Annotated in this window: 28 protein-coding genes; 11 read left to right on the top strand and 17 right to left on the bottom strand. The window is 61.9% G+C overall.

What is annotated here, in order from left to right:
- Positions 1-172: 172 nt before the first annotated feature.
- The 5 genes from QMA15_RS16020 to QMA15_RS16040 are packed head-to-tail and all read right to left on the bottom strand — an operon-like array spanning position 173 to position 4081.
- Positions 173-625, bottom strand: coding sequence for a flavodoxin family protein (locus tag QMA15_RS16020; protein WP_019748153.1), 453 nt, complete (start codon positions 623-625; stop codon positions 173-175).
- 47 nt (positions 626-672) lie between these two features.
- Complete coding sequence (locus tag QMA15_RS16025) at positions 673-1320, bottom strand: isochorismatase family protein (protein ID WP_019748152.1); 648 nt, start codon at positions 1318-1320, stop codon at positions 673-675.
- A gap of 36 nt (positions 1321-1356) precedes the next feature.
- Complete coding sequence (locus tag QMA15_RS16030) at positions 1357-3021, bottom strand: (2,3-dihydroxybenzoyl)adenylate synthase (RefSeq protein WP_279163926.1); 1665 nt, start codon at positions 3019-3021, stop codon at positions 1357-1359.
- Positions 3022-3062: 41 nt separating this feature from the next.
- Positions 3063-3863, bottom strand: a complete 801-nt coding sequence (locus tag QMA15_RS16035; protein WP_279163927.1) for a 2,3-dihydro-2,3-dihydroxybenzoate dehydrogenase — start codon at positions 3861-3863, stop codon at positions 3063-3065.
- Positions 3851-4081 (bottom strand): phosphopantetheine-binding protein, encoded by a 231-nt coding sequence (locus tag QMA15_RS16040; RefSeq protein WP_003942230.1) that lies wholly within the window; start codon positions 4079-4081, stop codon positions 3851-3853. Before QMA15_RS16040 ends, QMA15_RS16035 begins: the two co-directional genes overlap by 13 nt.
- A gap of 201 nt (positions 4082-4282) precedes the next feature.
- On the opposite strand from QMA15_RS16040, the gene QMA15_RS16045 reads away from it, so the two are divergent.
- Positions 4283-5440: an isochorismate synthase gene (locus tag QMA15_RS16045; RefSeq protein ID WP_279163928.1), complete on the top strand. Its 1158-nt coding sequence runs from the start codon at positions 4283-4285 to the stop codon at positions 5438-5440.
- Positions 5441-5450: 10 nt separating this feature from the next.
- Here QMA15_RS16045 and QMA15_RS16050 read toward each other — a convergent pair whose 3' ends face one another.
- Positions 5451-5846 (bottom strand): DUF1801 domain-containing protein, encoded by a 396-nt coding sequence (locus QMA15_RS16050; RefSeq protein ID WP_279163929.1) that lies wholly within the window; start codon positions 5844-5846, stop codon positions 5451-5453.
- A gap of 202 nt (positions 5847-6048) precedes the next feature.
- Here QMA15_RS16050 and QMA15_RS16055 point away from each other — a divergent pair, with 202 nt between their 5' ends.
- Entirely contained in the window at positions 6049-6996 is a 948-nt protein-coding gene (locus QMA15_RS16055; RefSeq protein WP_279163930.1) for a hypothetical protein, read from the top strand.
- A 47-nt stretch (positions 6997-7043) separates the two neighbouring features.
- Entirely contained in the window at positions 7044-7700 is a 657-nt protein-coding gene (locus QMA15_RS16060; RefSeq protein ID WP_019748146.1) for a DUF3105 domain-containing protein, read from the top strand.
- A 35-nt stretch (positions 7701-7735) separates the two neighbouring features.
- On the opposite strand, the gene QMA15_RS16065 is transcribed toward QMA15_RS16060, so the two are convergent.
- Both QMA15_RS16065 and dapB read right to left on the bottom strand, forming a co-directional pair.
- Entirely contained in the window at positions 7736-8200 is a 465-nt protein-coding gene (locus QMA15_RS16065) for a hypothetical protein (protein WP_020907483.1), read from the bottom strand.
- Positions 8197-8961, bottom strand: coding sequence for a 4-hydroxy-tetrahydrodipicolinate reductase (gene dapB / locus QMA15_RS16070; RefSeq protein ID WP_019748144.1), 765 nt, complete (start codon positions 8959-8961; stop codon positions 8197-8199). The genes QMA15_RS16065 and dapB overlap by 4 nt, the downstream gene beginning before the upstream one ends.
- A gap of 102 nt (positions 8962-9063) precedes the next feature.
- On the opposite strand from dapB, the gene QMA15_RS16075 reads away from it, so the two are divergent.
- Together QMA15_RS16075 and QMA15_RS16080 are read left to right on the top strand one after the other, a co-directional pair.
- Positions 9064-11103 (top strand): ATP-binding cassette domain-containing protein, encoded by a 2040-nt coding sequence (locus QMA15_RS16075; RefSeq protein WP_290285351.1) that lies wholly within the window; start codon positions 9064-9066, stop codon positions 11101-11103.
- Positions 11100-11834, top strand: coding sequence for an energy-coupling factor transporter transmembrane protein EcfT (locus tag QMA15_RS16080; protein ID WP_021333570.1), 735 nt, complete (start codon positions 11100-11102; stop codon positions 11832-11834). Before QMA15_RS16075 ends, QMA15_RS16080 begins: the two co-directional genes overlap by 4 nt.
- Here QMA15_RS16080 and QMA15_RS16085 read toward each other — a convergent pair.
- Positions 11800-12456 carry a TetR/AcrR family transcriptional regulator gene (locus QMA15_RS16085; RefSeq protein WP_097387437.1) on the bottom strand — a complete coding sequence of 219 codons (657 nt, stop codon included), beginning with the start codon at positions 12454-12456 and terminating at the stop codon, positions 11800-11802. The genes QMA15_RS16080 and QMA15_RS16085 overlap by 35 nt on opposite strands.
- Before the next feature lie 226 nt (positions 12457-12682).
- Between QMA15_RS16085 and QMA15_RS16090 the strand changes: the two genes are divergently transcribed.
- Both QMA15_RS16090 and QMA15_RS16095 read left to right on the top strand, forming a co-directional pair.
- Positions 12683-13627 carry a metal-dependent hydrolase gene (locus QMA15_RS16090; RefSeq protein ID WP_029255210.1) on the top strand — a complete coding sequence of 315 codons (945 nt, stop codon included), beginning with the start codon at positions 12683-12685 and terminating at the stop codon, positions 13625-13627.
- Entirely contained in the window at positions 13627-14787 is a 1161-nt protein-coding gene (locus QMA15_RS16095) for a hypothetical protein (protein ID WP_290285356.1), read from the top strand. Before QMA15_RS16090 ends, QMA15_RS16095 begins: the two co-directional genes overlap by 1 nt.
- A 62-nt stretch (positions 14788-14849) precedes the next feature.
- Here the strand turns inward: QMA15_RS16095 and QMA15_RS16100 are convergent, their stop codons facing one another.
- Positions 14850-15899: a biotin/lipoate A/B protein ligase family protein gene (locus tag QMA15_RS16100; protein WP_019748138.1), complete on the bottom strand. Its 1050-nt coding sequence runs from the start codon at positions 15897-15899 to the stop codon at positions 14850-14852.
- A 245-nt stretch (positions 15900-16144) separates the two neighbouring features.
- Here QMA15_RS16100 and QMA15_RS16105 point away from each other — a divergent pair, with 245 nt between their 5' ends.
- Positions 16145-16318 carry a hypothetical protein gene (locus tag QMA15_RS16105; protein WP_153211278.1) on the top strand — a complete coding sequence of 58 codons (174 nt, stop codon included), beginning with the start codon at positions 16145-16147 and terminating at the stop codon, positions 16316-16318.
- 19 nt (positions 16319-16337) lie between these two features.
- Here the strand turns inward: QMA15_RS16105 and QMA15_RS16110 are convergent, their stop codons facing one another.
- Both QMA15_RS16110 and QMA15_RS16115 read right to left on the bottom strand, forming a co-directional pair.
- Complete coding sequence (locus QMA15_RS16110) at positions 16338-17168, bottom strand: MerR family transcriptional regulator (RefSeq protein WP_044480356.1); 831 nt, start codon at positions 17166-17168, stop codon at positions 16338-16340.
- A 52-nt stretch (positions 17169-17220) separates the two neighbouring features.
- Complete coding sequence (locus QMA15_RS16115; RefSeq protein WP_031331575.1) at positions 17221-17727, bottom strand: glyoxalase/bleomycin resistance/dioxygenase family protein; 507 nt, start codon at positions 17725-17727, stop codon at positions 17221-17223.
- A gap of 169 nt (positions 17728-17896) precedes the next feature.
- Between QMA15_RS16115 and QMA15_RS16120 the strand changes: the two genes are divergently transcribed.
- Complete coding sequence (locus QMA15_RS16120) at positions 17897-18385, top strand: nitroreductase family deazaflavin-dependent oxidoreductase (RefSeq protein WP_070161194.1); 489 nt, start codon at positions 17897-17899, stop codon at positions 18383-18385.
- 43 nt (positions 18386-18428) lie between these two features.
- On the opposite strand, the gene QMA15_RS16125 is transcribed toward QMA15_RS16120, so the two are convergent.
- A complete protein-coding gene (locus tag QMA15_RS16125) occupies positions 18429-19610 on the bottom strand; it encodes a GDSL-type esterase/lipase family protein (protein WP_084326592.1) in 1182 nt (393 codons plus the stop codon).
- A gap of 106 nt (positions 19611-19716) precedes the next feature.
- On the opposite strand from QMA15_RS16125, the gene QMA15_RS16130 reads away from it, so the two are divergent.
- Positions 19717-20292: a TetR/AcrR family transcriptional regulator gene (locus QMA15_RS16130; protein ID WP_029255204.1), complete on the top strand. Its 576-nt coding sequence runs from the start codon at positions 19717-19719 to the stop codon at positions 20290-20292.
- A 187-nt stretch (positions 20293-20479) separates the two neighbouring features.
- Here the strand turns inward: QMA15_RS16130 and QMA15_RS16135 are convergent, their stop codons facing one another.
- Both QMA15_RS16135 and QMA15_RS16140 read right to left on the bottom strand, forming a co-directional pair.
- Entirely contained in the window at positions 20480-21388 is a 909-nt protein-coding gene (locus tag QMA15_RS16135; protein WP_042951711.1) for a tyrosine-protein phosphatase, read from the bottom strand.
- 184 nt (positions 21389-21572) lie between these two features.
- Positions 21573-22493, bottom strand: a complete 921-nt coding sequence (locus tag QMA15_RS16140) for an alpha/beta hydrolase (RefSeq protein WP_279163935.1) — start codon at positions 22491-22493, stop codon at positions 21573-21575.
- 174 nt (positions 22494-22667) lie between these two features.
- On the opposite strand from QMA15_RS16140, the gene QMA15_RS16145 reads away from it, so the two are divergent.
- Positions 22668-24131 carry a cellulase family glycosylhydrolase gene (locus QMA15_RS16145; protein WP_092764490.1) on the top strand — a complete coding sequence of 488 codons (1464 nt, stop codon included), beginning with the start codon at positions 22668-22670 and terminating at the stop codon, positions 24129-24131.
- A 51-nt stretch (positions 24132-24182) separates the two neighbouring features.
- On the opposite strand, the gene QMA15_RS16150 is transcribed toward QMA15_RS16145, so the two are convergent.
- Both QMA15_RS16150 and QMA15_RS16155 read right to left on the bottom strand, forming a co-directional pair.
- On the bottom strand, positions 24183-24845 hold the full coding sequence (locus QMA15_RS16150; RefSeq protein WP_020969425.1) for a GAP family protein: 663 nt from the start codon (positions 24843-24845) through the stop codon (positions 24183-24185).
- A gap of 132 nt (positions 24846-24977) precedes the next feature.
- Positions 24978-26570: a D-alanyl-D-alanine carboxypeptidase gene (locus QMA15_RS16155; protein ID WP_099697902.1), complete on the bottom strand. Its 1593-nt coding sequence runs from the start codon at positions 26568-26570 to the stop codon at positions 24978-24980.
- Positions 26571-26605 lie beyond the last annotated feature (35 nt).

Here is a 26605-nt window from a genome sequence, read left to right on the forward strand (position 1 = left end):
GGTGACCTAACGTCGTTTTGGGTAGCCTAAACTAAATGTCGATGAATCGGGGAATCCGCCTCGCCGGTGACCCGAGAACCGACGGCTCCCGACGCGTTCACCAGAGGACACGCGCTTCTACAACCGCTTGAGGGACAGTCTCTTTCGTGAACCGAAACGAGAAAGTGGAAGGCTAGTCCATCAGCGTTGCTGCGACGGTTCCGCCCAGTTCATAACAACCATCGCGGACAGATTTGTCCACGCTCACAGTCACTTCGAGCGGATCCGCCACCGCGACCAACCCGAGCCCTGTCGCGAGTTTGCGCACCGACGACACGGCACCAGCAGTGTCGTTGTTGCCGTGAACCCACAGGCCGTACGGCCGATCCGACACCGCACCGAGGCATTGGTAGTACGTGGTATCGAAGAAGTATTTCAGCGCGCCCGACATGTAACCGAAATTGGCGGTGGTACCGAAAAGATAGCCGTCAGCAGCGAGGACGTCGGGCACCGTCGCCGCCAACGCCGGCACCACCTTCACCTCGACGCCCTCGATCTCGGGATCGCGAGCCCCGGCCAGGACTGCATCCAACAATTCGTGGGTTGTCGGCGAGGGCGAGTGGTGAACCACCAACAAAGTCTTCACGCACCTGACAATACGGCGACGGGTGGCGCACCCGTCGCCGTTCACGCCTACGCCGAAACCGTTTCCGCGCTCATCGCCTTGACCAGGTCATCGGTTCGGGTGACCGAGGCGCAGCGCCCGGCCGCGTACTCGAGGGCGCCGACATGCTCGCCCAGGGAGAAGTCGGCCACCGCGTCGCCCACGAAGAAGATCTGCACGTCTTGCATGAACCCGTCCAAAGCGGTAGTCAGGCAACCGATGTGGGCATAGATTCCGGTGATGATCAGCTGGTCACGCCCACTCTCGCGCAGCCGCTCACGCAGATCCGTTTTGATGAAGGCGCTGTAGCGCCATTTTGTGAGCATCACGTCGTCCGGATGCGGAGCCAACTCGGCGATCACGTCGGTGTGAGCGGGATCTGCCTTCAGACCCGGTCCCCAGAAATCCGACAGCAACGCACGCTCCTCGGGATCCTGATCACCGGGTTGCGCGGTGTAGACGATCGGGATTCCGGCAGCTCGCGCCGACGAACGAAGCCGGTCGATGTTCGGAACCACGGTTTGGAGCGGGTCGACGCTTCGGTCGTACGCGTTCACGAAATATTCCTGCATGTCGTGCAGAAGCAGCACCGCTCGGGAAGGATCGAGAGTCCAGTCGACGCGATTCTGCGGAAACTCGGTGGGCATCTCGTATCGCACTGCTGTGGGTAGCGCCATGATGAATCTCCTCGAAAATGTGGGGGTGGGAACCGATCAACTCGACAGAGTCTGTGCGGCAATCGATTCGCTGAGAACACGGCGCAAGGCCGCCTTGCTGGTCTTTCCGACGCCGGTGACGGGGAACTCGGTCACGAACTCCACTCGATCCGGAACCTTGTACGCCGCAACGCCTCGGCCTCGTATGTATCGCTTGATCTCGCCGACGGTCGGTGCATCTCCGGAAATCACCAGAACGGCGCAGGTTCGCTCGCCCAGGTACTCGTCGGGAACAGCGACGACGGCCGCATCGTGGACAGCAGGATGCGAGAGCAGGTGGTTCTCGATCTCCTCGGCGGCCACCTTCTCACCGCCGCGGTTGATCTGGTCCTTTGCGCGGCCCTCGACAATCAGGTGTCCCGAATCGGTGACGCTGACCAGATCGCCGGTGCGATAGAAACCTTCGGCGTCGAAGACCTCGGCATTGTGCGCATCCGCCCGGTAATAGCCACGGATCGTGTACGGCCCCCGAGTCAGTAAGTGCCCCGTGGTTCCGGGCTCGACGAACGCGCCATCGTCATCGACTACACGAACCTCGTCGTCCGGTGAAATGGGCCGGCCCTGCGTGCTGACGATCAATTCTTGCGTGTCGTCGAGGCGGGTGTAGTTGACCAAACCCTCAGCCATGCCGAACACCTGCTGAAGGGTGCAGCCCAGCTCCGTGGGTACGCGTGCGGCAGCTTCGGCGCTGAACTTCGCTCCGCCGACGCCGAGAACCCGCAAGCTCGACAGGTCGTGATCTGCCTTGCTGGGGGCGGCCATCCAGGCCAATGCGATCGGTGGAACCAGCGACGCGTGCGTGACTCGCTCTGATTCGATCAGACCGAAAGCTGTGGACGGCATGGTGTCCGGCGCCAGAACCACGGTGCCGCCCGCGTGGAAGACACCCAGGATGCCCGGCGAACTCATCGGAAAATTGTGCGCAGCAGGGAGAACCACCAACATGCGCGTCGAATCGTCGACGCCGCAGATCGGGTTGGATGCCCGCACCGAGTAGAGGTAGTCGGCGTGCGTTCGCGGAATCAGCTTCGGAACACCGGTCGTGCCACCGGAAAGCTGAAGAAAGGCGACCGACAACGGATCGACGTCGGCAAGAACGGGAACCTCGTATCCGCGCAGCGAATCGAAACCGACAAACTCTTCGGGGTCACCGGCCACGATCACAACAGGCGGAGTCTCGAGGCCTTCGTTCACATCACGCGCCAGTGCGCGGTAGTCGAACCCGCCATGACGGTCGGCGACGATATAGGCAGCGACATCAGCGAACTGGCAGAAGTATCCGATTTCGGTTCGGCGATGCGCCGGCAACCCGAATACCGGCAGGGCGCCGAGCTTCAACACACCGAACAATGCTTCGACGTATTCCACGATGTTCGGTAGCTGCAGAAGCACACGGTCACCGGCGCGAACACCCAACCCGGACAGGCCTCCGGCCACTGCCGAGCTGCGACGATCGAGGTCGCAATACGTCAGCCGTGTTTGTGCCCCGGTGGCATCGCTGCCTACCACCGCTTCGTTGTCGGGATGCCGTGCGGCCGCGGCCGTGATGAATCCGGCCAGCGTCTCGTCAGTCCAGTAGCCTCGTTCCCGATAATGCGTCACCAATTCGGGTGGATACTGTGCGACGGGCGCCAAGGGCTCGCGAGCGATCCTCGATGTCATGCAAGTGACTCCTCTTCGAAAGTACTGTCAGCAAATACATCTCACGCTTTTAGCGTCGCTCCGCCGTCGACGTACAGCGCCTGCATGGTGATGTGGGCCGCCCGGTCGGACAGCAGGAAGTGCACCGAGTCCGCGATATCGTCTGCGGTGGCAAGTTTTCCGAGCGGAATGCCCAGGCGATAGCCCGCCAGATTGCCTTCGATGACAGCGTCGGCACCCGAATCGTCGGAAGGGTCCGACCACAAAGACCGCTGCATCGCTGTGTCTGTGGAACCCGGAGCGACAACGTTGACGCGAATCCCGTCGACAGCCAACTCCAGGCCCGCGGTTCGAACCAACATGGTGGCAGCAGCTTTGGACGAACCGTAAGCACCCATCCCGATACGTGGGACACCGGCCGCGTTGGACGAGACCACCACGATCGACCCAGCCCGCCGGCGACGCATTTCCAGTCCCACACTTTGCAGAACGTTGAGCAATCCGAATACGTTGACGCCGAATATCTTCCGCCACTGGTCTGGATCGGAGTCCAGCACCGATCCGGTGTCGAGAATTCCGGCGACGTGCGCGAGCGCGTCGATCCGGCCGAACGTGTCCGTCGTGGAGGCCACTGCCGCGTCGACTGCCTGCCGATCGGTCACGTCCACGACGTGACTCTCGATATCGGCGCCTTCGACGATTGTTTCTGCCAATTCCGCAGTTGCCCGCTTCAGTTCGACGTCGTCGCGATCGAGAAGTGCCAGCGAATACCCGTCGCGCGCAAGAGTCCGGGCCACTGCGGCGCCGATCCCCGCCGCCGCACCGGTGACTACGGCAATTCGGCGATCGCTCACTGCGGGCACAGCACCTGAACCCAGGCATTGATCGTCGGTTCTTCTGCCAACTCCGCGAAGTCGGCATCCGCGCCCGCTCCTCGCCATCGTTCGACGAGCGTCATCAAGCGAACCGAGTCCAGTCCTTCGTCACCCAGGTCCGCGTCGTCGCCGAGTTGTTCTGCCCTCATCGACAGAACCTCGGCGACGTCGCGCACGATCTGGTCACGGTCCACGGTGTTGCTCATCGGTCTCCTCGAGTAGTGGTCGACGCGCTCAGATCGAGCCAACCCACCCCTCGTGTCGACCCCGTCCGCACGCCTTTACTTTAGGCCAGCCTAACCATAACGGTACGGAAGTACACAACCCGGATGCTCACGACACAAATTCACCCGAACTAAGGCTAGCCTCAACATAGCAAGTAATCCTGTCGAACTGGAAGGGTGTCCATGTCAGCACTCGCCGAAGTCTCCGAATTCCCGTTGCGCAACAACCGGACTGACGATGAAACGGACTCCGTTTTCCTGCTCTCACGTAGGCAAACGTCGATCCGTACTTCGGGAGCAGTCGAAGAATTCGACTCGGCCTTCGACGCCGCTGAAGCCCTCAAAACGGGGCGCATCGACTCGGTCGTCGGAGCCCTGCCGTTCTCACCGGAGACGGCGTCCGCCCTCACCGCGCCACTGAGTTTCACACGAGTCCGCGGTGATCTATATCACTCGAACGTACCGACGCTACCCACTTCGCGGGTAGCCGGATTCGAACCCAGCCCGCAGATCCACACCGACAGGGTCCGCGGCGCCATCGAACGTCTTCGAGCAGGCGAACTCGACAAAGTTGTCCTCGCACGCTCCCTGACCATCGAGGCCGAGTCCACGATCCTGCCCGCCGCTCTGGCCGAGAAACTGATTGCACTCGATCACGCGCACAACGGTTTCTGCGTCGACTTGTCCCCCGCCGGAGGAAAGTACCGCGGGCGTTCGCTGGTCGGCTCGACGCCCGAGGTTCTGATCGAACGGCGAGGCGACGTCGTCACCTGCCACCCGTTGGCGGGCTCGATTGCACGGCACCCGAATTCGGATCAGGACGAGGCGAATGCCGAGCAACTCCGCGCGTCGACCAAAGATCTCGCCGAACACGCGTTTGTCGTCGACTCCATCAGCGCGATACTCGGACCACTGTGCACATCATTCACTGCACCCAGCGCACCGGAACTCCTTCGGACACCGCAACTATGGCACCTCGGGACCAAGATCGAAGGAGTCCTGACCGATCCGAGCCTGACCTCGCTCGAACTGGCAATGGCGCTGCACCCGACTCCCGCTGTCTGCGGAACACCAACGGACGCTGCACGCGAGCACATCACCGCAACCGAGGGCGATCGCGGATTCTATGCCGGTGCCGTGGGCTGGTGCGACCGCACCGGAGACGGTGAGTGGATGGTAGCCATTCGTTGCGCCGAGATCGCCGCAGACGGTCTGTCCGCGCGGGCGTACGCCGGCGGCGGCATCGTCGCTTCTTCCGATCCTGAAACCGAGCTGCGAGAGACCAGTACAAAATTCCGCACGCTACTCAGCGCGTTCGACCTCGCTGAACATCAGCTCTGACAGGGAGTCACTATTTCGAGGTGTTCAAGGCGATCGCGGCGTGAACGAGTGCCTTGAACGCCTTTTCGTCGACGGCTTCACCTTCGTGAAAATCGATCGCCCGTCTCGTATTGCCCTCGAGGCTGGAGTTGAAGAGACCTGAGGCGTCGTCGAGTGATGCGCCTTTGGCAAAAGTCACCTTCACTGCACTCTTGTAAGTCTCACCGGTACAGATCATTCCGGCGTGGTACCACACGGGAACTCCTCGCCACTTCCATTCCTCCACCACATCCGGATCCACCTCTTTGATCAGAGTTCGTATCCGGGAGAGCATCTCGCCCCGCCAGTCTCCGAGTTCCTCGATTCGCTGGTCGATCAACTGAGACGGGGAATCTGCGCCTTGCTTTTCGGAATCACGCTTCGCCATCGCTTCGTCACTTCCTGCTCGTTGCCGCCGATCTCCGGTGAGTCGAGTATCCCCTCCTGCACCAACATTCACTCAGCGAATCACTGACGCATCACGACGTCTCGGCAAGCGCGATTTCTTGGAATTCGGACAAAGTGAGACGGACGTCCAGTATTCTCTGGGTACTAAGTCCCGATTCTTCGGCCCGGAGGACTGCATCGTAGTGTGGAATCGCCCGCTCGCCCATTCAGTCGCTGCGGCTGCCGGATCGGTTCTTCTCGCCGCCGCAGTCGTCGGCGTTCACACTGTTCCGGCGGCGGCGCAACAGGCCCCGCGCGTCTTCGACGTACTGTGCACACCCACCGATGCAGGCCTTTCCGAGCTGTCCGGACTCACCCTCACCTCGGCCGGGATATACGCAATCGGCGACAGCGGCTCCGATGATCGAGTCGCCGAACTCGATTCGAACTGCCACGTTCAGCGCTGGATCAACGTGGGCACCCCTCGTGTCGATGTCGAGGATCTCTCGTCGACTCCCGACGGCCACCTGTGGCTGGCAGACATCGGCGACAACAACGCGGTACGAACGTCGATCGGGCTGATCGAACTCGATCCGACTTCAGGTGCCGCGACCTCCTACCCCCTGGTTTATCCGGACGGGGCGCACGATGCCGAGACACTGCTGATCCAGAGCAACGGGCTTCCCGTCATCGTCACCAAGGATTACCTGGGCGCAAGCGTGGTCTACACAACCGCTGAGCGACAGCAGGTTCAGGATCTGAGGACGGCGTCGCCGACCATGTTGGCCAAGGTAGGTCAGCTCAGATTTTCTCCCACCCTCACTTCCGGTGGGCCGGTCCCCCACGCCGGAACGATGGCTGTCACCGGAGGCGCCGTGAGCAAAGACGGCACGGTGGTAGCGCTGCGCACCTACACCGATGTCTACCTCTACACAGCTCCCGACGGTGATATCGCGAAAGCCCTGACCACCAAGCCGATTCGTGTGCCCCTTCCCGACGAGCCACAAGGTGAAGCGATCGCGTTCGACGCGGCCGGTGATCTGATCAGTGGCTCCGAGGCATACCAAGGGCCGCTGCCTCCGCTCCGAATTGTTCGAGGCGCCAGTGACATCGCGCTCTCGGGCGGAACCACAAGCTCTCTCGGGTCGTAGTCGATTCACGTCTCGGGAAAGCGGACAGGCGCCGCTATCATGGCCGAGTGAACAAACAACTTCGAGCAACAGTGGCGATCTCGACAGTTCTCGCGCTGGCTTCGTGCGCGAATTCTCTCGAAGGAACACCTCGACCGGATGCGTTTGTTCCGAGCGTAGACAATCCGGATCCGTCCGAATCCATCGACGGAGTTGTCACGGTCGACTACCCGGCAGCTCAACACGTACGGCCGAACGAACGTGTGGCGTACACACATTCACCGCCCTTCGGTGGTCGCCATGATTCGGTCTGGGCAAACTGCACCGGAGTTGTCTACCCGCAAGCCATTCGAACCGAGAATGCGGTCCATTCCCTCGAGCACGGGGCAGTGTGGATCACGTACAACCCCGACCTGGTCTCGAGTGAGGATCAGGCGCGCTTGGCACAGCGAGTCGAAGGCATGAGCTACACCTTGATGTCGCCGTATCCGACCCTGGATTCGCCGATCTCGCTGCAGTCCTGGGGCCGTCAACTCAAACTCGACAACGCTGAGGACGCTCGCATCGATCAATTCGTCTCGGCGCTACGAGTCAACCCGAACACGTATCCCGAAGTGGGCGCGACGTGTTCGGTGCCGATGACTAGCTTCGACCCGAACAACCCGCCGCCATTCGACCCCACCACTCCGGATCCGTCTTCTCCCGCAACAGTTCCGGAGCGGTAGCATCCCAGCAGACCCCTGTTCACAGCAGGGAGAAACTACTTACCTCGCGACCGACGTTCCAGTTCCACTGCGCGGCGCATGGTTTCCCGTGCCCGGCTTCGGTCACCGGCATAGTCGTAGGCGCGAGCGAGTCGGAAGTTCTGCTTCCAGTTGTCCGGGTCTGCTTCCCAGTCGACCTTGATCTGAGCGAACAACTCGTCGGCAGCCGCCCGCTCGATCCGGCCCGAAGGCAATTTCGGAAGTGAAGACGCATCGACAGCGAGGCCCTCGTCGTGAATCTGCTGTGCGAGGCGTTGATGTGTGAAGCCGGCACGAAGAGTGGCGATGACGAGCCACAGCCCCAGGAACGGCAGGATCAGCACGCCGATCCCGAGACCGATCGCGGCGCCGCCTCCGTCTTGGATGAGCTGGATTCCGCGCTGGCCGAGCAATACGAAGTACACCGCGAGCGCGATACAGATCGCAACGATCAGCGCGAGGGTGCGGGTGGTCTTGTTCATAGATCGAGGAAGGAATCGATACCGACCGTCAGGCCCGGACGTGACCCGATCTGGCGGACACCGAGCAGAACGCCCGGCGCGAACGAATTCCGGTCGATCGAGTCGTGGCGAATGGTCAGCGTCTCGCCCTGAGTTCCGAGAATCACTTCCTGATGCGCGACCAGTCCGGCCATCCGCACGGAGTGAACCCGGACGCCGTCGACGTCGGCGCCGCGCGCACCCTCGAGCTCGGTCGTGGTGGCGTCAGGGCTGCGTCCGACGCCTGCTTCCGCGCGAGCCTCGGCGATCATGGCGGCCGTTCGGTATGCGGTGCCCGAGGGAGCATCTGCCTTGTTGGGGTGGTGAAGTTCGATGACCTCGACGGAATCGAAGAAGCGCGCCGCGGCAGCCGAGAAGCGCATCAACAACACGGCACCGATGGCGAAGTTCGGGGCGATCAGAACACCCGTTGCAGGCTGCTCGTCGAGCCAGGACTGCACAGTTGCAAGCCTGGACTCGTCGAAACCGGTGGTGCCGATCACGGCGTGAATTCCGTTGGCCACGAGGAATTCCAGATTTCCCATGACGACGTCGGGGTGCGTGAAATCGACGACTACCTGAGTGCGGGTGTCGACGAACGTCTCGATGCGATCACCGGTATCGACCTGAGCGACAAGTTCCAGATCGGGAGCAGCTTCCACTGCCTCGCAGATCGCTCGACCGACCTTGCCCTTGGCTCCCAGAACCCCGACCCTGATGGGTGCTGCACTCACGTCTTCCACGCTCCGTCCGATGCATTGTTTGAGGTGAAGCCTACGCAATCGTGCCGATGCGCTCACCATCAGTCGGGCAGGAGTTATGTCACCACTGGCACACTGGACGTAGTGAGCAACCGTCCGCAAGTCCGCGAAACCGGCAACCTTCGACCACTCGAGTTGGCAACGGGTGCCGTCATGGCCGGATTCACGGTCGCGTTGTCCGTCATTGCCACGGTCATCCCCATGGCCAGCGCCCTCAACCTCGTGGCCGCCGTTCCGATGGGAATTGTTGCCCAGCGCTTTCGAGTCCGCGCCGTGATGACGGCCGGCGTCTCGGCTACTGCGGTCGCTTTCGTCGCAGCGGGTTCGGGATCTGCGGCGGCGGTCGCGCTGAGCGCTCTCCTCGGCGGAATCATCGGTACGGTCAAGCGGCGCGGTCTCGGCTTCGTCTCCGCGTTGCTGTCGTCGCTTGTCATCGGACCCGCGCTGGCGTTGTTCTCCATAGTCCTGTTGCTTGTTCTCGCGCCCCTGCGCACCTTGTTGTTGACCTCGCTGGAGAACACCGCGCTTGGCGTGGCCGCAATCTTGAAGCGTGCCCCCACGCTGGTCGGCGCAGCCGAATGGATCGAGAACAGCATCGGCTCGATCATCGACTACTGGTGGTTGTGGATCGGCGTGTCGATCATCTCCGGAATCGTCCTCAGCACCGTCGTCTCCTATTTTGTCCTCGGCGCCGTCCTCGATCGATTGGCTGCACTCCCCTCGGCCGACCCGCTCCAGACAGCACCCGACGACCGTCCGATCGATCCGCTACCGGTCACTTTCGATCACGTGGGCTTCACCTATCCGGGTGCATCGACGCCGGCGCTCGTCGACGTCAACTTCACGGTCCGACGAGGAGAGTTCGTCACCGTCGTCGGCCACAACGGCTCGGGCAAGTCCACACTCACCCGGTTGCTCGCCGGTCGCGCACCGACCGTCGGGACCCTGACGAGGCCCGGGTCCGCCGGTCTCGGTCGACACGGCGGAACCGCCGTCGTCCTCCAACGTCCCGAGAGCCAGATCCTCGGAACCCGCGTCGCCGATGACGTCATCTGGGGGCTTCCGCCCGAGTCGCATCCCGACGTCGATGCACTGCTGGCCGAGGTGGGACTCGCCGGCATGGGCATGCGCGAGACCTCAGGGCTGTCCGGCGGCGAGATGCAACGTCTGGCGGTTGCTGCCGCGCTGGCGCGGCGCCCCGCTCTGCTGATCGCGGACGAAGCCACCGCGATGGTCGATCAGGCCGGCCGGGAGGAATTGGTCTCGCTCCTCGCCGAACTGCCCCGGCGCCATCCGATGGCCGTGGTACTGGTCACCCATCACCACGCCGACACCCGCAACGCAGATCGGGTGATTCAGCTACAACGCGGACGGCAGATCGATCACCAACCCGGTTGGATGACGTCGACGTTCGCGGGTCCGCCGTCTGCGCCGTGGCCGGCCGGCACTCGAACGGTCCTCCAACTCACCGATGTCACCCACACCTACAACGACCGGACTCCGTGGTCGCGGCGCGCACTGTCAGACGTGAACCTGACCATCGGCGACGGGGACGGGCTACTGGTCCTGGGCGGCAACGGTTCCGGTAAATCGACCCTGGCCTGGATCATGGCGGGATTGATCGCACCGAGCCGGGGAACCGCGGTCTTCGACGGCAAACCCGTCTCGCGTCAGCTCGGCAGTGTCGGTCTGACGTTCCAACACTCGAGGCTGCAGCTGCAACGCCGAACCGTCGCCGAAGACATCGAGGCCGCCGGCGGTCCGGAGATCGGATCGGTGCAAGTCTCCTGGGCGCTCGACGCCGTCGGACTCGACCGTCACATCGCCGGCCGCAGTATCGACGAGTTGAGCGGCGGACAGATGCGACGCGTCGTACTGGCCGGTCTCCTCGTCCGCCAACCCCGCGTACTCATCCTCGACGAACCATTGGCCGGTCTCGATCCACCCGGCCGACACGAAATCCTGAACGTACTCAGGTGGATTCGTCGGAACGGAACCGCAATAGTCGTCATCTCCCACGATGTCGACGGCATGGATGCCGTCTGCAGCAGAACAATTCGACTGTCGCAGGGTCGCATCCTCGACCCTGCCGCCAGCAGTGCCTTGGAAGGATCGACGACGTGACAACACTTCTGCGCGAAGTCCCGACTTCATCGCCGATCCACCGATTGTGGGCCGGAACGAAGATCGTTGCCGTCGTTCTCGTCAGCATCGTGGTCGTGGCCGCGCCGTCCTGGCCTGCGATCGGCGTCGTACTCGGATTGTTGTTGCTGACCGCGGTGATCGGACGAATCCCCCCGACTGCAGTTCCCCGACCTCCGTGGTGGTTGTGGGCGCTGATCCTGCTCGGCGCGTTGATCAACCTTCCGATCGGCATCGACGCGGTGTTCATCTACCTGCAAGCTGTGACGTTCGGTCTTGTATTGCTCTGCGTCTCACTGATGTTGGCGTGGACCACGTCGATGAGCGACGTGGCGCCGGCACTGGCAACGCTCGGTAGACCGCTGCGAATATTCAAGATCCCGGTCGACGAGTGGGCCATCGCGACCGCCCTCTGCATTCGTTCACTTCCGCTGTTGATCGACGAGATGCTCACCCTGGTAGCGGCGCGACGACTGCGCCCGAAAGCTGTGGTGAACAGCGCGGCCGACAATTCGATAGTCGACCTGATCACCACAACCATGTCCGTGGCAATTCGGCGGTCTGCCGAAATGGGCGAAGCAATCTCCGCTCGCGGGGGCACTGGACTGATTGCGGCGTACCCCAAGCGCCCTCATCTCGCCGACCTGTTCGCACTGACCGTCGTCATCGCCGCGTGCGTCAGTGCCGTTGCTTTGACGATAGTCCTGCGCTGATCGGGTCATCGCTGACAGAATTTGCCTGGGCGATGATCGCAGAACCCATCCAGCGCCGTAGGTATCGCCGCAGTTCCTCATCGCTCCGCGGTGGGTCGCCAGGCGCGAGGAAAAACGACTGCATCGTCCGCAGGACGTATTCGACCAGTTCCTGAAGTGACGCGTCGTCGTAGCCGTAATGCACCCAGTCCACGTCGAAGCGGTTGATCATCGCCATTCCGAAGGCTTGCGCCTCCTGCGAGGTCAGACCCTCCGGGTGCAGACTCGTATTCGTGCTTGTGAGAAGGATGCCGAGATGCGGTGTTCGGTGGACCTGAGTCAGTGTGTAGAGAACACCCTCGGTCATCGCCTCGACGGGATCTTCGATGCCGCTCACGTGTGTGGTGAGTCGATCGAGGTAGCCGTCGACCGACGCGATCGCCGCTGCCCGCATCAGAGCGTCCGCGCTGGGGAAGTATCGATACACGGTCTGCCGGATCACGCCCAGTGACTCCGCGACGTCGCCGATGCTGATTTCCGAACTCGTCCGTCCGATCAGCTCGACCGCGGCCTCGACAATTCGACGAGACGCATCTTCGTCGTTGTCCGGTGGATTGCCGCCCCACCCACGCCTTCGTGCCACTGCCCACTTCCTCGCTCGAACGAGGCTCGAACCATGTCTTTGCGCTCGAAGTCCAAGAGCCACAGGCTAACACAGGCAGGTTTTGCATCTGCGTCCCTCGAATTCACGTTCGTCATCGAAAAGTGAACATACAACTGCACACCAATATGTATGATTACCGCCACACGTGGCTTCGAATGCCAGAGCGGCCACCTGACCAGCCCCTCCGAAAGACGAGGTTCGACAAGTGACCAACCTTCAGCCCCGAAAGATGGATTTCGGATTCGAGGATCATGACGTTCCCTTCCTGTGGAACCCGGAGAATCCGGCCTGGTCGAGCATGTCCAACGCGGTCTCGTTCCTGGCCATCGGTTTCGAAAAGATGATCGTGAAGATGATCATGCAAACCAAGTCGCGGATCAGCGATCCGGAGGTCGCCGAGGAAGCCGTGGCATTCATGCGTCAAGAAGGCCACCACTCGACCGCCCACCGCCAACATGTGAAAGCTCTGATCAGGCGATACCCCGGACTGCAGAACACACTCGACGCCGTGATCGGTGAATTCGATCTACTCACCGAGGCGACCTCGTTGAACTACCGGCTCGCGTACACCGCAGATCTGGAGGCGACCTTCACACCGGTGTTCAAACTGATGCTCGACAACGAGGCGACCTTGTTCCGTCCGGGAGACGACCGCGTCGCATCACTGTTCATCTGGCACTTCGTCGAGGAGGTCGAGCATCGCAGCTCGGCACTGATCATCTTCAATTCCGTTGTCGGAAGCGAGCTTTACCGGATGCGAATGGCGCCGTCGATCTTCGCGCACGTCATGAAGGTGATTCGCATCGCCTGTGCAGGGTTCAACCAGCACGTTCCACTCTCCGAACGGCAAGTCGACTCACTGTCGATGTTCGCCATGCACCGCACCAAGCAGAAGATTCTGACGTCGTTTGCGCCCTACCTGACCAAGGGCACCATGCCCCGCGCCTTCGATCACCTACAACTCGGCGAACAACTCGTCGCGCTCGGCGGAGTCTTCCGCAGCCAGATGCCCAATCACAACCCGGACCACGAGAAGCTCCCCGCACTGGCCGACCAGTGGTTCAAGCGTTACGACGACGGCTACGACTGCACACGCTGGTACACCGCCGAATCTCAGGCACAAGAGTCGATCACGTCAGGGGCCAACTGATGGCAGAGCACTGCTCCCCCACGTTTGCCCAACTGGCAACAGAACTCGGTTTCTCCTGTCAGGAAGCAGGTGGACTCGTCGAGTTCCGTAACCCGGCGGCCCTCGAGAACTGGACCCTGCCCGTACTCGAATGGACGATCATCGTCGGCTCGGTACTCGCACTGGTCTTGGCGATCGTACGACTGCGCCGCAACGGCGACCCCACCAACCTGGTCCTTTGGTTCGGCGCCACCGCCTACCTGTTCATCATCGAGCCTCCGCTGTACTTCCCGGCAGCGTTCGGCATCGAAGAACAAGTGGACACGATGTTCGCGCACAACGTGTTCACCATCGACTTCATGTGGGGTCGACTGCCGCTGTACATCATTGCCATCTACCCGCTCATGGCGACGTTGGCCTTCGAAATAGTCAGAATGCTCGGCGTTTTCCGCAAATACGGTCCCCTGCTGGGTGCAGTCTGCGTCGGCTTCGTCCACCATGCGTTCTACGAAATCTTCGATCACCTCGGACCCCAGTTGCGGTGGTGGGAGTGGTCGACGTCGAACCCGATCAACCAACCCATGTTCGACGCGGTTCCACTCCCCAGCGTGGTCGTCTTCGCCGCTCTGTGGCCGATGTCGTTGGCATTCTGCGTCCAGTACTTCGTCGGACGGCACGTCGATGCCGGCAAGCACTTCTCCGGGCTTCAGTTGGTTTGGCGCACCATCGTGATCGGCCTGCTGGCCTCGCTGGGTACGTTCATTCTCCCGCTCCCGGCGACGGTCTTCGGGATGGGCAGTGACACCGTTCGCGGGTTCCTCTATGCGGCGGAACTCGCCGTCCTCACAGTGGTCGCGATCGTGGTTCTCGTCCGCCAGTGGAGAAACCTGCGCACGGCAGAATCGAACGCTCCTGCACACACCAACAGGTTCGTCCAGATTTACAGCGTGGTGTACCTGGTTGTCATGGCCGTACTGTGGGCGAGTGCGCTTCCGGACTTCTTCGACGCAGTCGACGGTTCCACCAGCGCTGGAGATCCCATCGGGAACCTGTGGTACACACTGGCGTGCTTCGTCATCGCAATCCTGTGTGTGAGCGCAACTTTCACCATTCCGAAGAGGAACTCCGTCGTCGACGACGCTGAACTTCTCGGGGCAAACTCAACGACTCCGGCCAGCTAGGTCGACCGGGACGAGACCTCTCGGGTCTCGTCCCGGTTTGTCGGTGTCTCGAGACAACGGCGTCACGGGACGCGGTGAGTCCACGCTTCGGTGCTGAACTTCGTGTCCACCAGCTTGCGCGCCTGCTCCAACTCCGAGTCCGTGTAGTCGCTGTCACGGGTGTCGTACTGGCCGCGGAAGTGCTGCGCAAACGACTCCAGGATCGCTGCACGCGTCATTCCGGTTTGAGAACGCAGCGGATCGACCCGCTTGGCTGCGCTCTTGGTTCCCTTGTCCGACATCTTCTCTCGCCCGATTCGCAGCACCTGCGTCATCTTCTCCGCATCGATGTCGTAGGCCATGGTCACGTGATGGAGCACGGTGCCGGACGCGAATCGCTTCTGAGCGGCGCCGGCTATCTTGCCCTTGTCCGAGGCGATGTCGTTGAGCGGCACGTACCGAGCGTTGATACCCACCTCGGCCAGCGCTCCCATCACCCACTGATCGAGAAACGCGTAGGACTGCTCGAAACTCAAACCTTCGACCAACGACGCCGGTACTGCCAACGAGTACGTGATGCAGTTGCCAGGTTCCATGAACATCGCGCCGCCACCGGAGATTCGGCGCACCACGCCGATGCCGTGCCGCGCAGCAGCCTCGGAGTCGACCTCGTTACGCACGGATTGGAACGATCCGATCACGACCAAGGGCGAGTCCCAGTCCCAGAATCGCAGTGTCGGCGGACGCTCACCCGATGCCACCTCACGCGCGATGACCTCGTCCAGCGCGACGTGCATCGCTGGGTCCAGAACCACCGGTGGGATGAGGTCGAACGTGTGATCCGCCCAACTCGTGGCGTGACCGAGTGCGCGCCGGATCGCAATACCGACCGACTGCGGCGTGAAGCCGATCATCGAGACGGACTCGTCGAGCGCACTGGAGATAGCTTGTGCCAACTGTTCTGCATCCGAGTCGGCTGGCATTCCGCGCAACGCCGCGTTGATGTCGTCGAGCGCACTGTCGGGCTCGAGGAAGAAGTCCCCCGAGACTGCGACTTCGGCCAGCCGACCGTCCGCCACCTCGACGTCGACCGCGACCAGTTTTCCACCAGGAACCTTGTACTCTCCACGCATTTGTCCAGCCTATCCCTGTGCGATTCTCTGCGGTGAGCGCCGTCGAAGATCACACCGCGCGCGCAGTGCGCATCGGTTCGGCCGGAAGGGTGATCAGGCTCTCACACCTGTAAACCGCTGTGCGGCTCCATGATCGCGCGGCGAGGACAGCAGGTGTCGGCCCCCGCCTTGACACGTGCTTCTTCCGACAGGCGAGATGATCGCTGGGGTGGGAGGATTACCGCAACGAGCCAACTCTCTGGCGAGTGACAACGGAGGTAGACATGAAGGTCCCGGCGTTCCACTCGACGGTTCCTTCGGATCTCGACGTCTATCACGACAACGAAAGCTGCATTTTGGCCGCGCGCATCGCAGTACCCCATCGTGCCCCCGGGGTCGACGGCCGACCGTGGTGCACTGCCTGCGCGTCTTTGGACTGACGAGCGACCACCAGCTCACTCACACCCATGTCGCCGATTCGGGGACAACTCCATGTGCCAGAGCGTTCGCATCGATGACAGCGCGGAGCCACGCGGTCAGACCGGTCTCGACCGTCTCGTAGAACAGCGCGTCGTAGAACTCGGAGAAGCCTGGATCGCCAACGTACATCCGTCCCAGACACACCTGCATCGAGTGTGTGCAGTCGAAGTAGACCCCGATCGACGCTCGGTGGCGTTCTGCCAGCGAATTCGCCTCGGCGCTTCCCGGTTCGACACCCGCACGGCACGCCAACGCCAGATCTTCGTTGAGCGCCTCGACGCAGTCGGCGATCTTCTGCCAATCCTCAGCGGTCCTACCTGCCGACCGTTCCGCGTGCTGCGCCCACTGCGCACTGTCACCCCAACGCTCGTGCGCCTCCGGTCCCCATGACGGCTGCCAGTGTCGGCCGAAGATCGACACTTGCTCGTCTGCCGGCAACAGCACACCGGACTTCCTGGCATCGATGATGCGATCCAAGGACTCGCCCTGTTGCTCCAAGTCGGCAATCCGTTGTCGCAACTCGGCGCGCTGCCCGCGCAGTGTTTCGTCCACGTGGGCTGCCGGCGATTCGAGCAGTATCCCGATCTCGTCGAGCGACAAGCCCACGTCGCGGTAGACAAGTACGCGACCAATTCGGCCGAGGTCGGCGTCGGTGTACAGCCGGTAGCCTCCGTCACTGCGCCCGGATGGGCACACCAAACCGATTGCGTCCCAATGATGAAGGGTACGTACAGTTATGCCCAGCCGAGATGCGGCAGCACCGACGGTAAGAGCACTGTCTGCCTCGTCTCCGAAGAGTTGGTCCGTCACGGCATCCAGTTTGACAGACGCGGTGCGCGAGACCACCGCGTCAGACTTCTGTTCAGTCGTCGGGTCCGTCAATTCCCATACCTCGCAGATGCTCGGCCTCGGCACTGTTCGGGTCGTACGGACGAGCGGCCGTCATGATCACACGCGCGTTCTCCGGTGTCACGATCTCCAACTCCAGTGAATTCCACGGCTTCAGGTCTGGACCGCTGGTGCATCCGGGCCGCAATTCCTCACACGCCTTTGCTATCTGGTCGATCTGACTCAGCACACACGCAAAGCTCACGCTGATGGACGGTGGTGAATCTGCTCGCTCGCCGGGCACGAGCAGAACGTCTTGAAATGCCCAGCGCCGCAGATGCGTCAGTCGATCAGGCACCGAAAAGAGGTCGAAGAAACCGAGCCCGCGGATCCAGAAGTCTGCCGATTCGGCCAGATCCGAAGTCGGAACAGACACGAACATCGGCATACCGTAGAGACCTCGGAACTGTTCCGGAGGCACGGCATCGGTCGCAGGGACAGGGACGGGGCTGATGTCGAATGCAGGGTAGGTGTCGGTCATGAAGTCATCGTGAGCCCTCACGCTACGTCAGGGTCAAATCGTGTGAACTCCGATCAGAAAACACAGTGACCGGAAAACACAGTGATCAGAAATCGAGAAGCACCGAACCCGCAAGCCTCATAGGTTTGTCGAAACGACGCTCACGCCGACAAACTGGAGGTAGCCGACCATGGCACAGACGGATCCAACACCGAGAGATCCCATCGGGAATCACTGCGAACCGAAGTCCGGCGGTCCCGGCGCACTGTCACGGTGGATGCAGCGGAACGCGAACGCCCGCACGAATCGCAAGATTCGGCGCGGGAAAGGCACGTTCATGGGAATGGACGTCCTCATCCTGCACACGGTAGGCCGACGCAGCGGGCAACCCCGAGAGACTCCGCTGATGCACCTGTCCGACGGCAGGGGCGGTCTGTTGATCGTGGCTTCGGGCGGCGGCGGTCGAAACCCGGACTGGCACTCGAATGTGGTGGCGCATCCCGATCGAGTGTCTATCGAGATGCCCGGCCGAAATCCCGTACCAGTCACAGCTCACGAACTCGAAGGCGACGATCGCAAGCATGCGTGGCACCAAGTGGCCACCGCCCAGCCCCGAATCGCCAAGTACCAGAGCAAGTCCGGTCGCAAGTACCCGCTGATTCGGCTCACCGTGATGTGAGTGGTGGTGTGAGTGGTGGTGTGAGCCGAATCAGATTGCGCGATTACACCTCGCCGGCGAATACACCGCCGTCTGCGAATACACGTTGGGCAAAGCGTTCGCCGATGAGACGATGCGTTGCAGCGTCCGGATGGAGCTGATCGGGAAGCGGCAACTCTTCGTTCTCCGCGGCACCGTAGAGATCACACCCGTCGATGTAATGCAGATTAGGATCATCGACTGACCGCTGGGTTACGATGCGCGCCAACTCTTCCCGAATCGAGCGCAGCGTCAGCTTCCCGGATGCCCGCTCGGCGGGATCTCCGGTGGCAACGAATCGCATTTCGCCTCTGGCAAGAGCGTCGAAGTCGAAGGCACCAGGCCCCGGTGTGTCCTCGTGGATCAGGCAATAGACGGGCGAAACGACCAACAGCGGAGCCACTGGATGACCGTCGCGAACCGTGTCGAGGAAGCCGTGCATTGCAGATGTGAAGGCCCGTAGGCGCATCACGTCTGCGTTGACCAGATTGATGCCCATCTTGATGCTGATCAGGTCAGCAGAAGTGTCGCGCATCGCGCGGGCGGTGTACTGGTCCAGCAGAGCACTGCCACTGAACCCGAGGTTGATCAGATCCACGCCGCCGACGGAGGCTGCAAGAGCAGGCCAAGTGCCGGAGGGACTTTCAGCGCCGGATCCTTGACTGATCGAGCTTCCGTGATGGAGCCACACGCGGCGCTTCGTATCAACCGCGAGTTCGAGTGGCGCGTCGGTTCGCAATGCGACAAGTTCGGTGGTCTCGTTGTGTGGCAACCAGATCTCGACGGTCTTGGATCGCGCGGGCAGCTCCGCGAAACGGATGATACTGACAGGTCCGGACTGCCTCTGAGCGGTACCGGTAGCCATGTCGATCGTCACCGTATTGCCGCCCGTAGCGCTTGCTTGCCCGGCCAGTTCGCCGTCGACGAGCAGGTCGTACACCCCTTGCGGCCTCGGCGGAGCGCCGGTGTAGATCATTTTCGTGGGCAGAGTATCGAGTTCGATGCTCGTGGCGCTGGTTCGGAATACAAGCCGCACTCCGGACGGTTGTGATTGCGCCATTGCCATCTGCCCGTCAGCGAATTGCGTGCGAGCCTTGGCAGGTAGGCGGTGCGTCAGCACACCGCGTTCGGTCCGTTCGATTTCGAGGGCTCCGCGCACGATGTCCTCGGAAATTTCGGTAGTAATCCAGCTGCTCTGGCTGTGCATTTCATTCACCTGAAAATCGTTTACGGAAGTTTGCTACTGCTGATAGTAATTTGCCTATACTCTTTAGGCAAGTGGTTTACCCTCCCAACGAACAGGACCGATTGACATGCCTCGCGCAGGACTCACAGCCGACCGCCTCGCGATGGCGGGCGCGGAATTGGCCGACGAGGTCGGCTTCGAGCACGTGACCGTATCGGCAGTCGCCAGGCAGTTCGACGTCAAAGTCGCAAGCCTGTACTCCCACGTGAAGAGTTCGAACGACCTCAAAACCAGAATCGCGTTGCTCGCTTTGGAGGAGATGGCCGACCAGGCTGCCGACGCCGTGGCCGGTCGGTCCGGCCGCGACGCTTTGACCGCCTTCGCGAACGTCTATCGCGACTACGCGAAGGCACACCCCGGCCGGTACGCCGCGTCACAGATGCGCCTCACCCCGGAGGACGCAGCAGCGAGCGCGGGCTTCAGACACTCGCAGATGATGCGATCAATTCTGCGCGGATACAACCTCAACGACCTCGACCAGACTCACGCAGTTCGGTTGCTAGGCAGCGTTTTCCATGGATATGCCAGCCTGGAGTTAGGTGGATCGTTCAGTCACAGTGCACCGGACAGCGCCGAAAGCTGGTCCAGGATCCTCGAGGCTCTCGATTCGATGCTGACCAATTGGCCAGCGTCGAGTGCATGATCAGGCGTGCTACTTGTGAGCAAAGGTCCTGCGCCACTTGGTGATGGCATGCGGCCTGATGATGGAGACCGCAACCTCGAGCCCACCGCAGGAGCAGCGCCACACAATTGCGCATTCCCGTAATCATTGGTCGCACTGGAACCGCAGAGGGTCCGAGTGGGCAATAAGTCGAGGTGTGGGGCTGCGCTTAGAGGAGAAGCTTGGCACGCAGAGAGTCGATAGTGCCCTGGTCGACGCCGAGGCCCTCCCGTACGTAAGTATCCATACCACCGTAGAGCCGGTCCACCTGGGCATACGCCGCATCGAGCCACGACAGGTCCACCGCGTCGTCCCGGCCCAGGTACGTGTTCGACGCCATGAAGTCGGCACTGATCACCTCACGCGGGACACCGAGGATGGTCAGCAGGATCGCGGTACCCCAACCGGTGCGATCCTTCCCTGCGCTGCAGTGGTAGACGGTTGCGCCGTCGGAGTTGTTCGCGATCGCCGTCAGCAGATCATGGAAGGCGACATCGGAGCCACGATAGTTGACCATGAACGGGTAGCCGATGCTCTGGCCGATGTTCGAGGTTCCGTTGACCGCGCCGTCGATCAACGCGCGACCGAGGGTCAGGGGAACGAACTCGTGGAACGCGATGCCATGGTCGATGCTGACGACGTCGGCGACCTGGTAGGTGACCCCGGCGGGGATCCGATCGGGATCCTCCGTGCGTTCGGAGGTGTTACGCAGATCGACGTCGAGGGTCAGGTTCGCGGCGGTGAGTTTGGCCAGATCAGTCTCATTGAGCGAGCTGAGCTTGTTGGAACGGAACACCAGGCCTGTCCGGACGGTCCTGCCGTCGGTAGTCCGATAGCCGCCGATGTCGCGGAAGTTCCGCGCCTCGTCGAGCCTGATCTCGGCCGCGGACGGCGGTGGGATCTCCGGCAGCGGCGGTTGCTCCCCGGACGATCCGAACTGGCTCGAACCCGATTGCGGGTCGCCGCTCGAGGCGGAGGCGAGTGCGGGGCCAGTCAAGGCCGCCACCACGGTAAACAGCGCAGTGAGGGCGATTCCGAAAGAATGCGCCCCTCGGCGGCGCGTGTAAGCAGTCGTCATCGTCGTCCTCTTCACTCGCTGTGCTGGACGACCCCGCGCCCCCGCAAACTCACGTGCGAGATTACAAGGGTGGCGCGCTCCTCGTCCCGACTTTGCCCCAGAAACCGGACATTTGTTCAGGTGTCCGAATTGCCCGCTCCTGCCACTCCTAGACCCTCGGCACACTGAACCGCGCCCGTGCTTGTCACGCGGGGTTGGAGTCGAGTCGATTCCGAAGCCAAGCACCCATATCGAGCGCAGCACGCCGGGCAACAGGCGTTGGATGGTTTGTAAATCCATGCGGGACAACAGGATAGAGACGCAAGTCGACGTCGTTACCGGCCGCCGACAGCCGCGCCACCATGGCAAGGTTCTCAGCCAGAACCACGTCTTCTGATCCGACCACCATGAGGGTAGGCGGCAGGCCGCTGAGGTCGCCGAATGTCGGAGAAATATCCGGGAGAGTGCGATCATCGACATGCCCGACATAGGCTTCGATGAAGTATTCGTCGCTGATGGTGCGGCCCGCGGGAGTCTGAGCACTGACGTCGTACGTGCCCGCTTCCAACACGGCACCGGAAAACGAGTGGGCCAGACCTCGATCACGAAGGCGCAGCAATGTCGTCGTCACCAAGGTTGCTCCCGCCGACATGCCACCGATGGCGAGCCTGGTTGTCCCGAACCGTTCGGCAGCGACATCAAGTAGCCACAAAGCGACTGCCTCGCAATCGTCCGGCGCTGCCGGCCAAGGGAATTCCGGTGCAAGCCGGTAATCGACGGTAACCACTGCCACCCCGACCGCGTCGGCAAGTCTCGTACTTCGGGCGTCAGCGCTGGCCGCTGAACTCATGTAGAAACCACCACCCGGAAGATACAGATAGACCCCGTTGACAACGCCGTCTTTCGGCGTGACTACGCGCACTGAAACGGATCGACCCTCGATGTCGAGTGTGTGTTCAACAGCCCGGGTCGCCGTGGGCTCAACCACCCTGGATGCTCGCGCCACAAGCAGTTCCTGCAGCGAACTCGGACCGACACCGGCAAGCCGCGACGCATAGAACGCTCGCGTGATCGTCACATCGTCGCCGGGTAGTTGTTCGACCAGATCAGTCAGTGCAAGCTTCACAAATGCTCCCTCGGGTCGCGACTTGTCGACAATTCTCGCACCCCGTACAGCAGCCTCGAGCCGGGGCATTCCAGGCAGTGAAGACGTGACGGGTATGTGCGAATCGCGCCGCAATAAGGCGTTCTCACGCTACCCTCATCTCCGAATTGGACGTTTGTCTAGAAAGGTCGACGGATGCGTGCGCTGTTGCTTGCCACCCTTGCAATCCTGGCTATCCAGATTGCAGCCCCGGCGGCAAACGCTTCACCCCCGGATCCGGGCTGGACTCTCCCCCAACTGACCGTCGCAGATCGAACGATCAAGGACGTCGACGGACGAACGGTGTTGCTCCGCGGCGTGAACGCCAACGGTCTCAATGACTACGCAACCAACGGCACCGGTCTACCCACCGTTACGCCGCTGGGAAGAACGGACTTCGCACAGATGGCCGCGCTGGGCTTCAACGTTGTCCGACTCAACGTCGCGTGGTCCCTCCTCGAACCGACCCGCGGTGCATTCGACACTGCGTATGTCGACCGGATTCGAGGCGCAGTCCAGAACGCGAAAGATCACGGCATCTACACCGTTCTCGACATGCATCAGGACGCATGGGGCCCGTACGTCGGCACCCCGAGCGACCAGTCGTGCCCGTCTTTCATGGAGCCGGGAGTCGGCTGGGACGGCGCACCGGAGTGGGCAACCCTGACCGGCGGATGGACGACCTGCAACATCGGTGGACTCCGGGAAGCCGCACCGGCGATCGCCCATGCCTTCCAGGCGTTTTACGACGACGAGCAAGGAATCCAGAGTCGCCTCGTGGCTACGTGGGCGCGGTTGGCCGCCGAGTTCAAAGACGAACCAGCGGTGGCAGGATACGACCTTTTGAACGAACCGAATCCCGGCCTGCGCGATCCATTCACCGCCGCTGATCAGATCGGGCAGTTCTACAAGCGGGCCACCGACGCCATCAGACAGGCCGAATCAGGCGGATTTCCGCACCTCGTGTTCTTCGAGCCCAGCGCGATCTGGTCGGCATTCGGCTTCGACGCGCTGCCCCCACGCCAGTACCTGACCGATCCTCTGGTGGTCTTCTCGCCACATCTCTACAGCGAATCGATAACAGTCAGTAGCGAATTCCCCGGAATCGAAGACGGGTTCAAGATCGCCGACCGCGCTGCCGCCTGGTACGACGCCCCGTTGTGGACGGGTGAATGGGGTTGGTTCGGGGATGCCGGCGAGCAGGGAGCAGACGTCGACCGCTTCGTCGACGCCACCGACAACTACCGGATAGGCGGCGCGTGGTGGTCGTGGACACAAGCGTGCGGTGACCCCCACCCGGTTCGGGACGGCAACACCCACCAGCCGCAAGGAAATTTGAATCGCATCGACTGCCCTTCCGGCGAATCACTCGGGCTCGTAGAGGGATTTGCCGGGCCTCTCTCGCGTGCTTATCCCCGAGCAGCGCCCGGCACACTGACGGAGTTGTCGCGCAACGGGTTTACCGGGACCGGTACCGGACAGGTCGAAGCCTGGTACCCCGGCACCGACCGGCCACAGCTCGAGACCACGAATCTCGCTGACGTCCGACTGTCCCCGATCGAGGGCGGCTGGCAACTGATCGGCCACGCCGATGGCGACTACGCGGTCAAGCGCGCCTGATCGAACGATCATCCGGGAATCGCACGTTCACACCACGCGAAAGAGCGGATATCAGAAGATTCCGCCGATTCCTTTGCCGATCAGAACAACTCCGACGACCAAGATCAACACGCTCATCACCGTGGTGTTGTTGTCTTGGAGCCAGACCTTGAGCTTGGCCAACGGCTCGCGCAGACGATCAGCAGCCACCAGGTATCCGATGACCGGGATCGCGACCGTTGAACTGGCGATGATCGTGAAGACAAGGACAGAGGCGATCACTCCACTGGTCGCCAGCGACGCCGAGCCGATCGACACTCCCGCCGCGATGCACATCAGCAGATTCTTCGGGTTGATCGCGGCGAGCGCGAATCCTAGGCCCAACCCCTTGACCGCGGTCATCTCGTCGATGGCTTGCATCCACTTCGGTGTTTCGTGTTCGCCGCTGCGCCCTCGCCACTGCTTGACCCCGACCGCCAACAGGAGGACACCGAGAGCGAGTTTGATCCACGATACCGTGGCAGACGGTCCATTGTCCGAGGTGCTGAGGGCACTGGACAGGGTGACAAAAAGAACTGTGGCAATGAAGATTCCGAGCAGCCAACCCAACGCGAACCCGATGCTGGTGCTACCCGCGCGCTTGGAGAGCAACATCAAGATCGTGGCGATGACGGCTACCGGAGACACGGCGACACCGACAGCTATGGGGAGGAGATCTCCGATAACGGAACCCATGTCAAAACTCGTTTCTCATCGGGACGCAGTCGATACCGCTGCGCGCCAATGCTGACACTCTGTGCGCCTACATCGTTCGTGCCTCATTCGAAAGGGATGAGCGCCCGAACGCCGGACCTCCGTCTCGCCCCGTCAATTCGTCTGTGCTTGTTGGAATGCAGCGGCAACACCACCGACGTCTCCCCCGACTTGGAACACGCCCCTAGGCAGGTCGGGAAACACTGCATCGCTGACGGCGACGACAAACAGAAGTCGGCGATCGTCGGGGGTGATCATGTAACCCGACAACGCTTGAAGAGTGACTATCAACCTGCCGGTGTCAGATTCGACGTCGGCGGATGTTCCCGTCTTACCGATGACCTTCCCCTTTGCCGGACTGTCGGTTCCCACGCCCGACAACGAGCCTCGCTCACCGAGTACGGGTTGACCTGCCCAGAACGTATCGGCCCATGGCTGCTGGTCCACCCAGTCGAGCCACTGGAGGACGGCTGCGGGCGTCGATTGTGACGGGTCTCCACCCTGACCGTCCATGACCACCAGGTCGGATGCTGCAATACCTGCCTTCTCGGCGAGTGCCCGCACGGTGGGAAGACCGTCGCTGCACGACGACGATCCTGTCGCTACTGCCAACAGACACAAGAAAGTGTTCGCGCCCGTGTTGTAGCTTGTCGCGAGAATCATCCCTCCCGACTCCGAAATTGGTGCCGATTGCAGGCTCGCAACTTGTCGACTTCCTGAATATGTCCGATCGACAGGCAGGGCAGCCGTGCTGTTCGTACGAGATACCGATGCAACCTCGATTCCATTGCGTCGCAGTGCTTCTACGAACAGCTGACGCGCCCACGTCGGCGCGTCGGTAATGCGATAGACAGTCAGCGATGTCTTTCCAGCCGGCACCGACCCGGTCACGTTGATCCGGGTGGGATCGGACGGATCGGCCGCAACCTTCAGAGTCGAGTCGCTACCTTCCTCACCCGTGGTGACCTGAGCATCGACGCGGAACAGGCCGTTGCCGGGAAGCATGTCGATGGTGGCGGGCTCACCTACCGCACCCGGACTCGCCTGGATATCGACGAGGTTGTCGTTGACGAAAATCGACGGGACCAGGCCTTCGACTGTCGAGTATGTGTCCCACAGACGAGGGTCCACCAGAACGTCGCCGTTTACCCGAGTGATGCCGGCGTCGGCTACTTGTCGTGCGAGATCGTTCAGGCCTGCCAGCGGATCACCGGGCGCGAGAACGGCTCCTGGCAGGGCATCGGCGTAGACGTGGTCGATGCCGTCGGTGGCGAAATCGAATCGGCCTTGTGCGGCGTTGCGCCCACCGAGCGCGAGGTCACCGGAGCCGACCAGCACCAGATCACCGGTAAGGGTGCCCTCGACGGGGAGAGAAGTGGCATAAACGGGGGTGGTGACAGTGTGGTCTACACCAAGGGTGTCGTAGGCGGTGCCGACGGTGAAATGTTTGGTCTGGGAAGCCAAAAACATCGAGCTATCAGCATTGTTGCTGTAAATCACCTCGTCGGTGGCGGGGTCGACCAAGAGATAGGACCACCGAGCCATGGCGTACGGATCGGTGGCCATGATGCGGGCTGCCTCCTCGGGAACCTGTTGCGCCGGAGCCGATGCGGAATCGGAATTCGACGGCTTCGCCGAACATGCGGTGAGGACTACTCCGACGCTGATCAACGCAGCGACGGCGCGAACTGATGTGGTGTGCGGCATGGACGCTCCTGAGGATGCATGACTGATTTGTCGTA

This window comes from Rhodococcus sp. APC 3903, assembly GCF_030407755.1.
Lineage (GTDB): Bacteria > Actinomycetota > Actinomycetes > Mycobacteriales > Mycobacteriaceae > Rhodococcus_F > Rhodococcus_F erythropolis.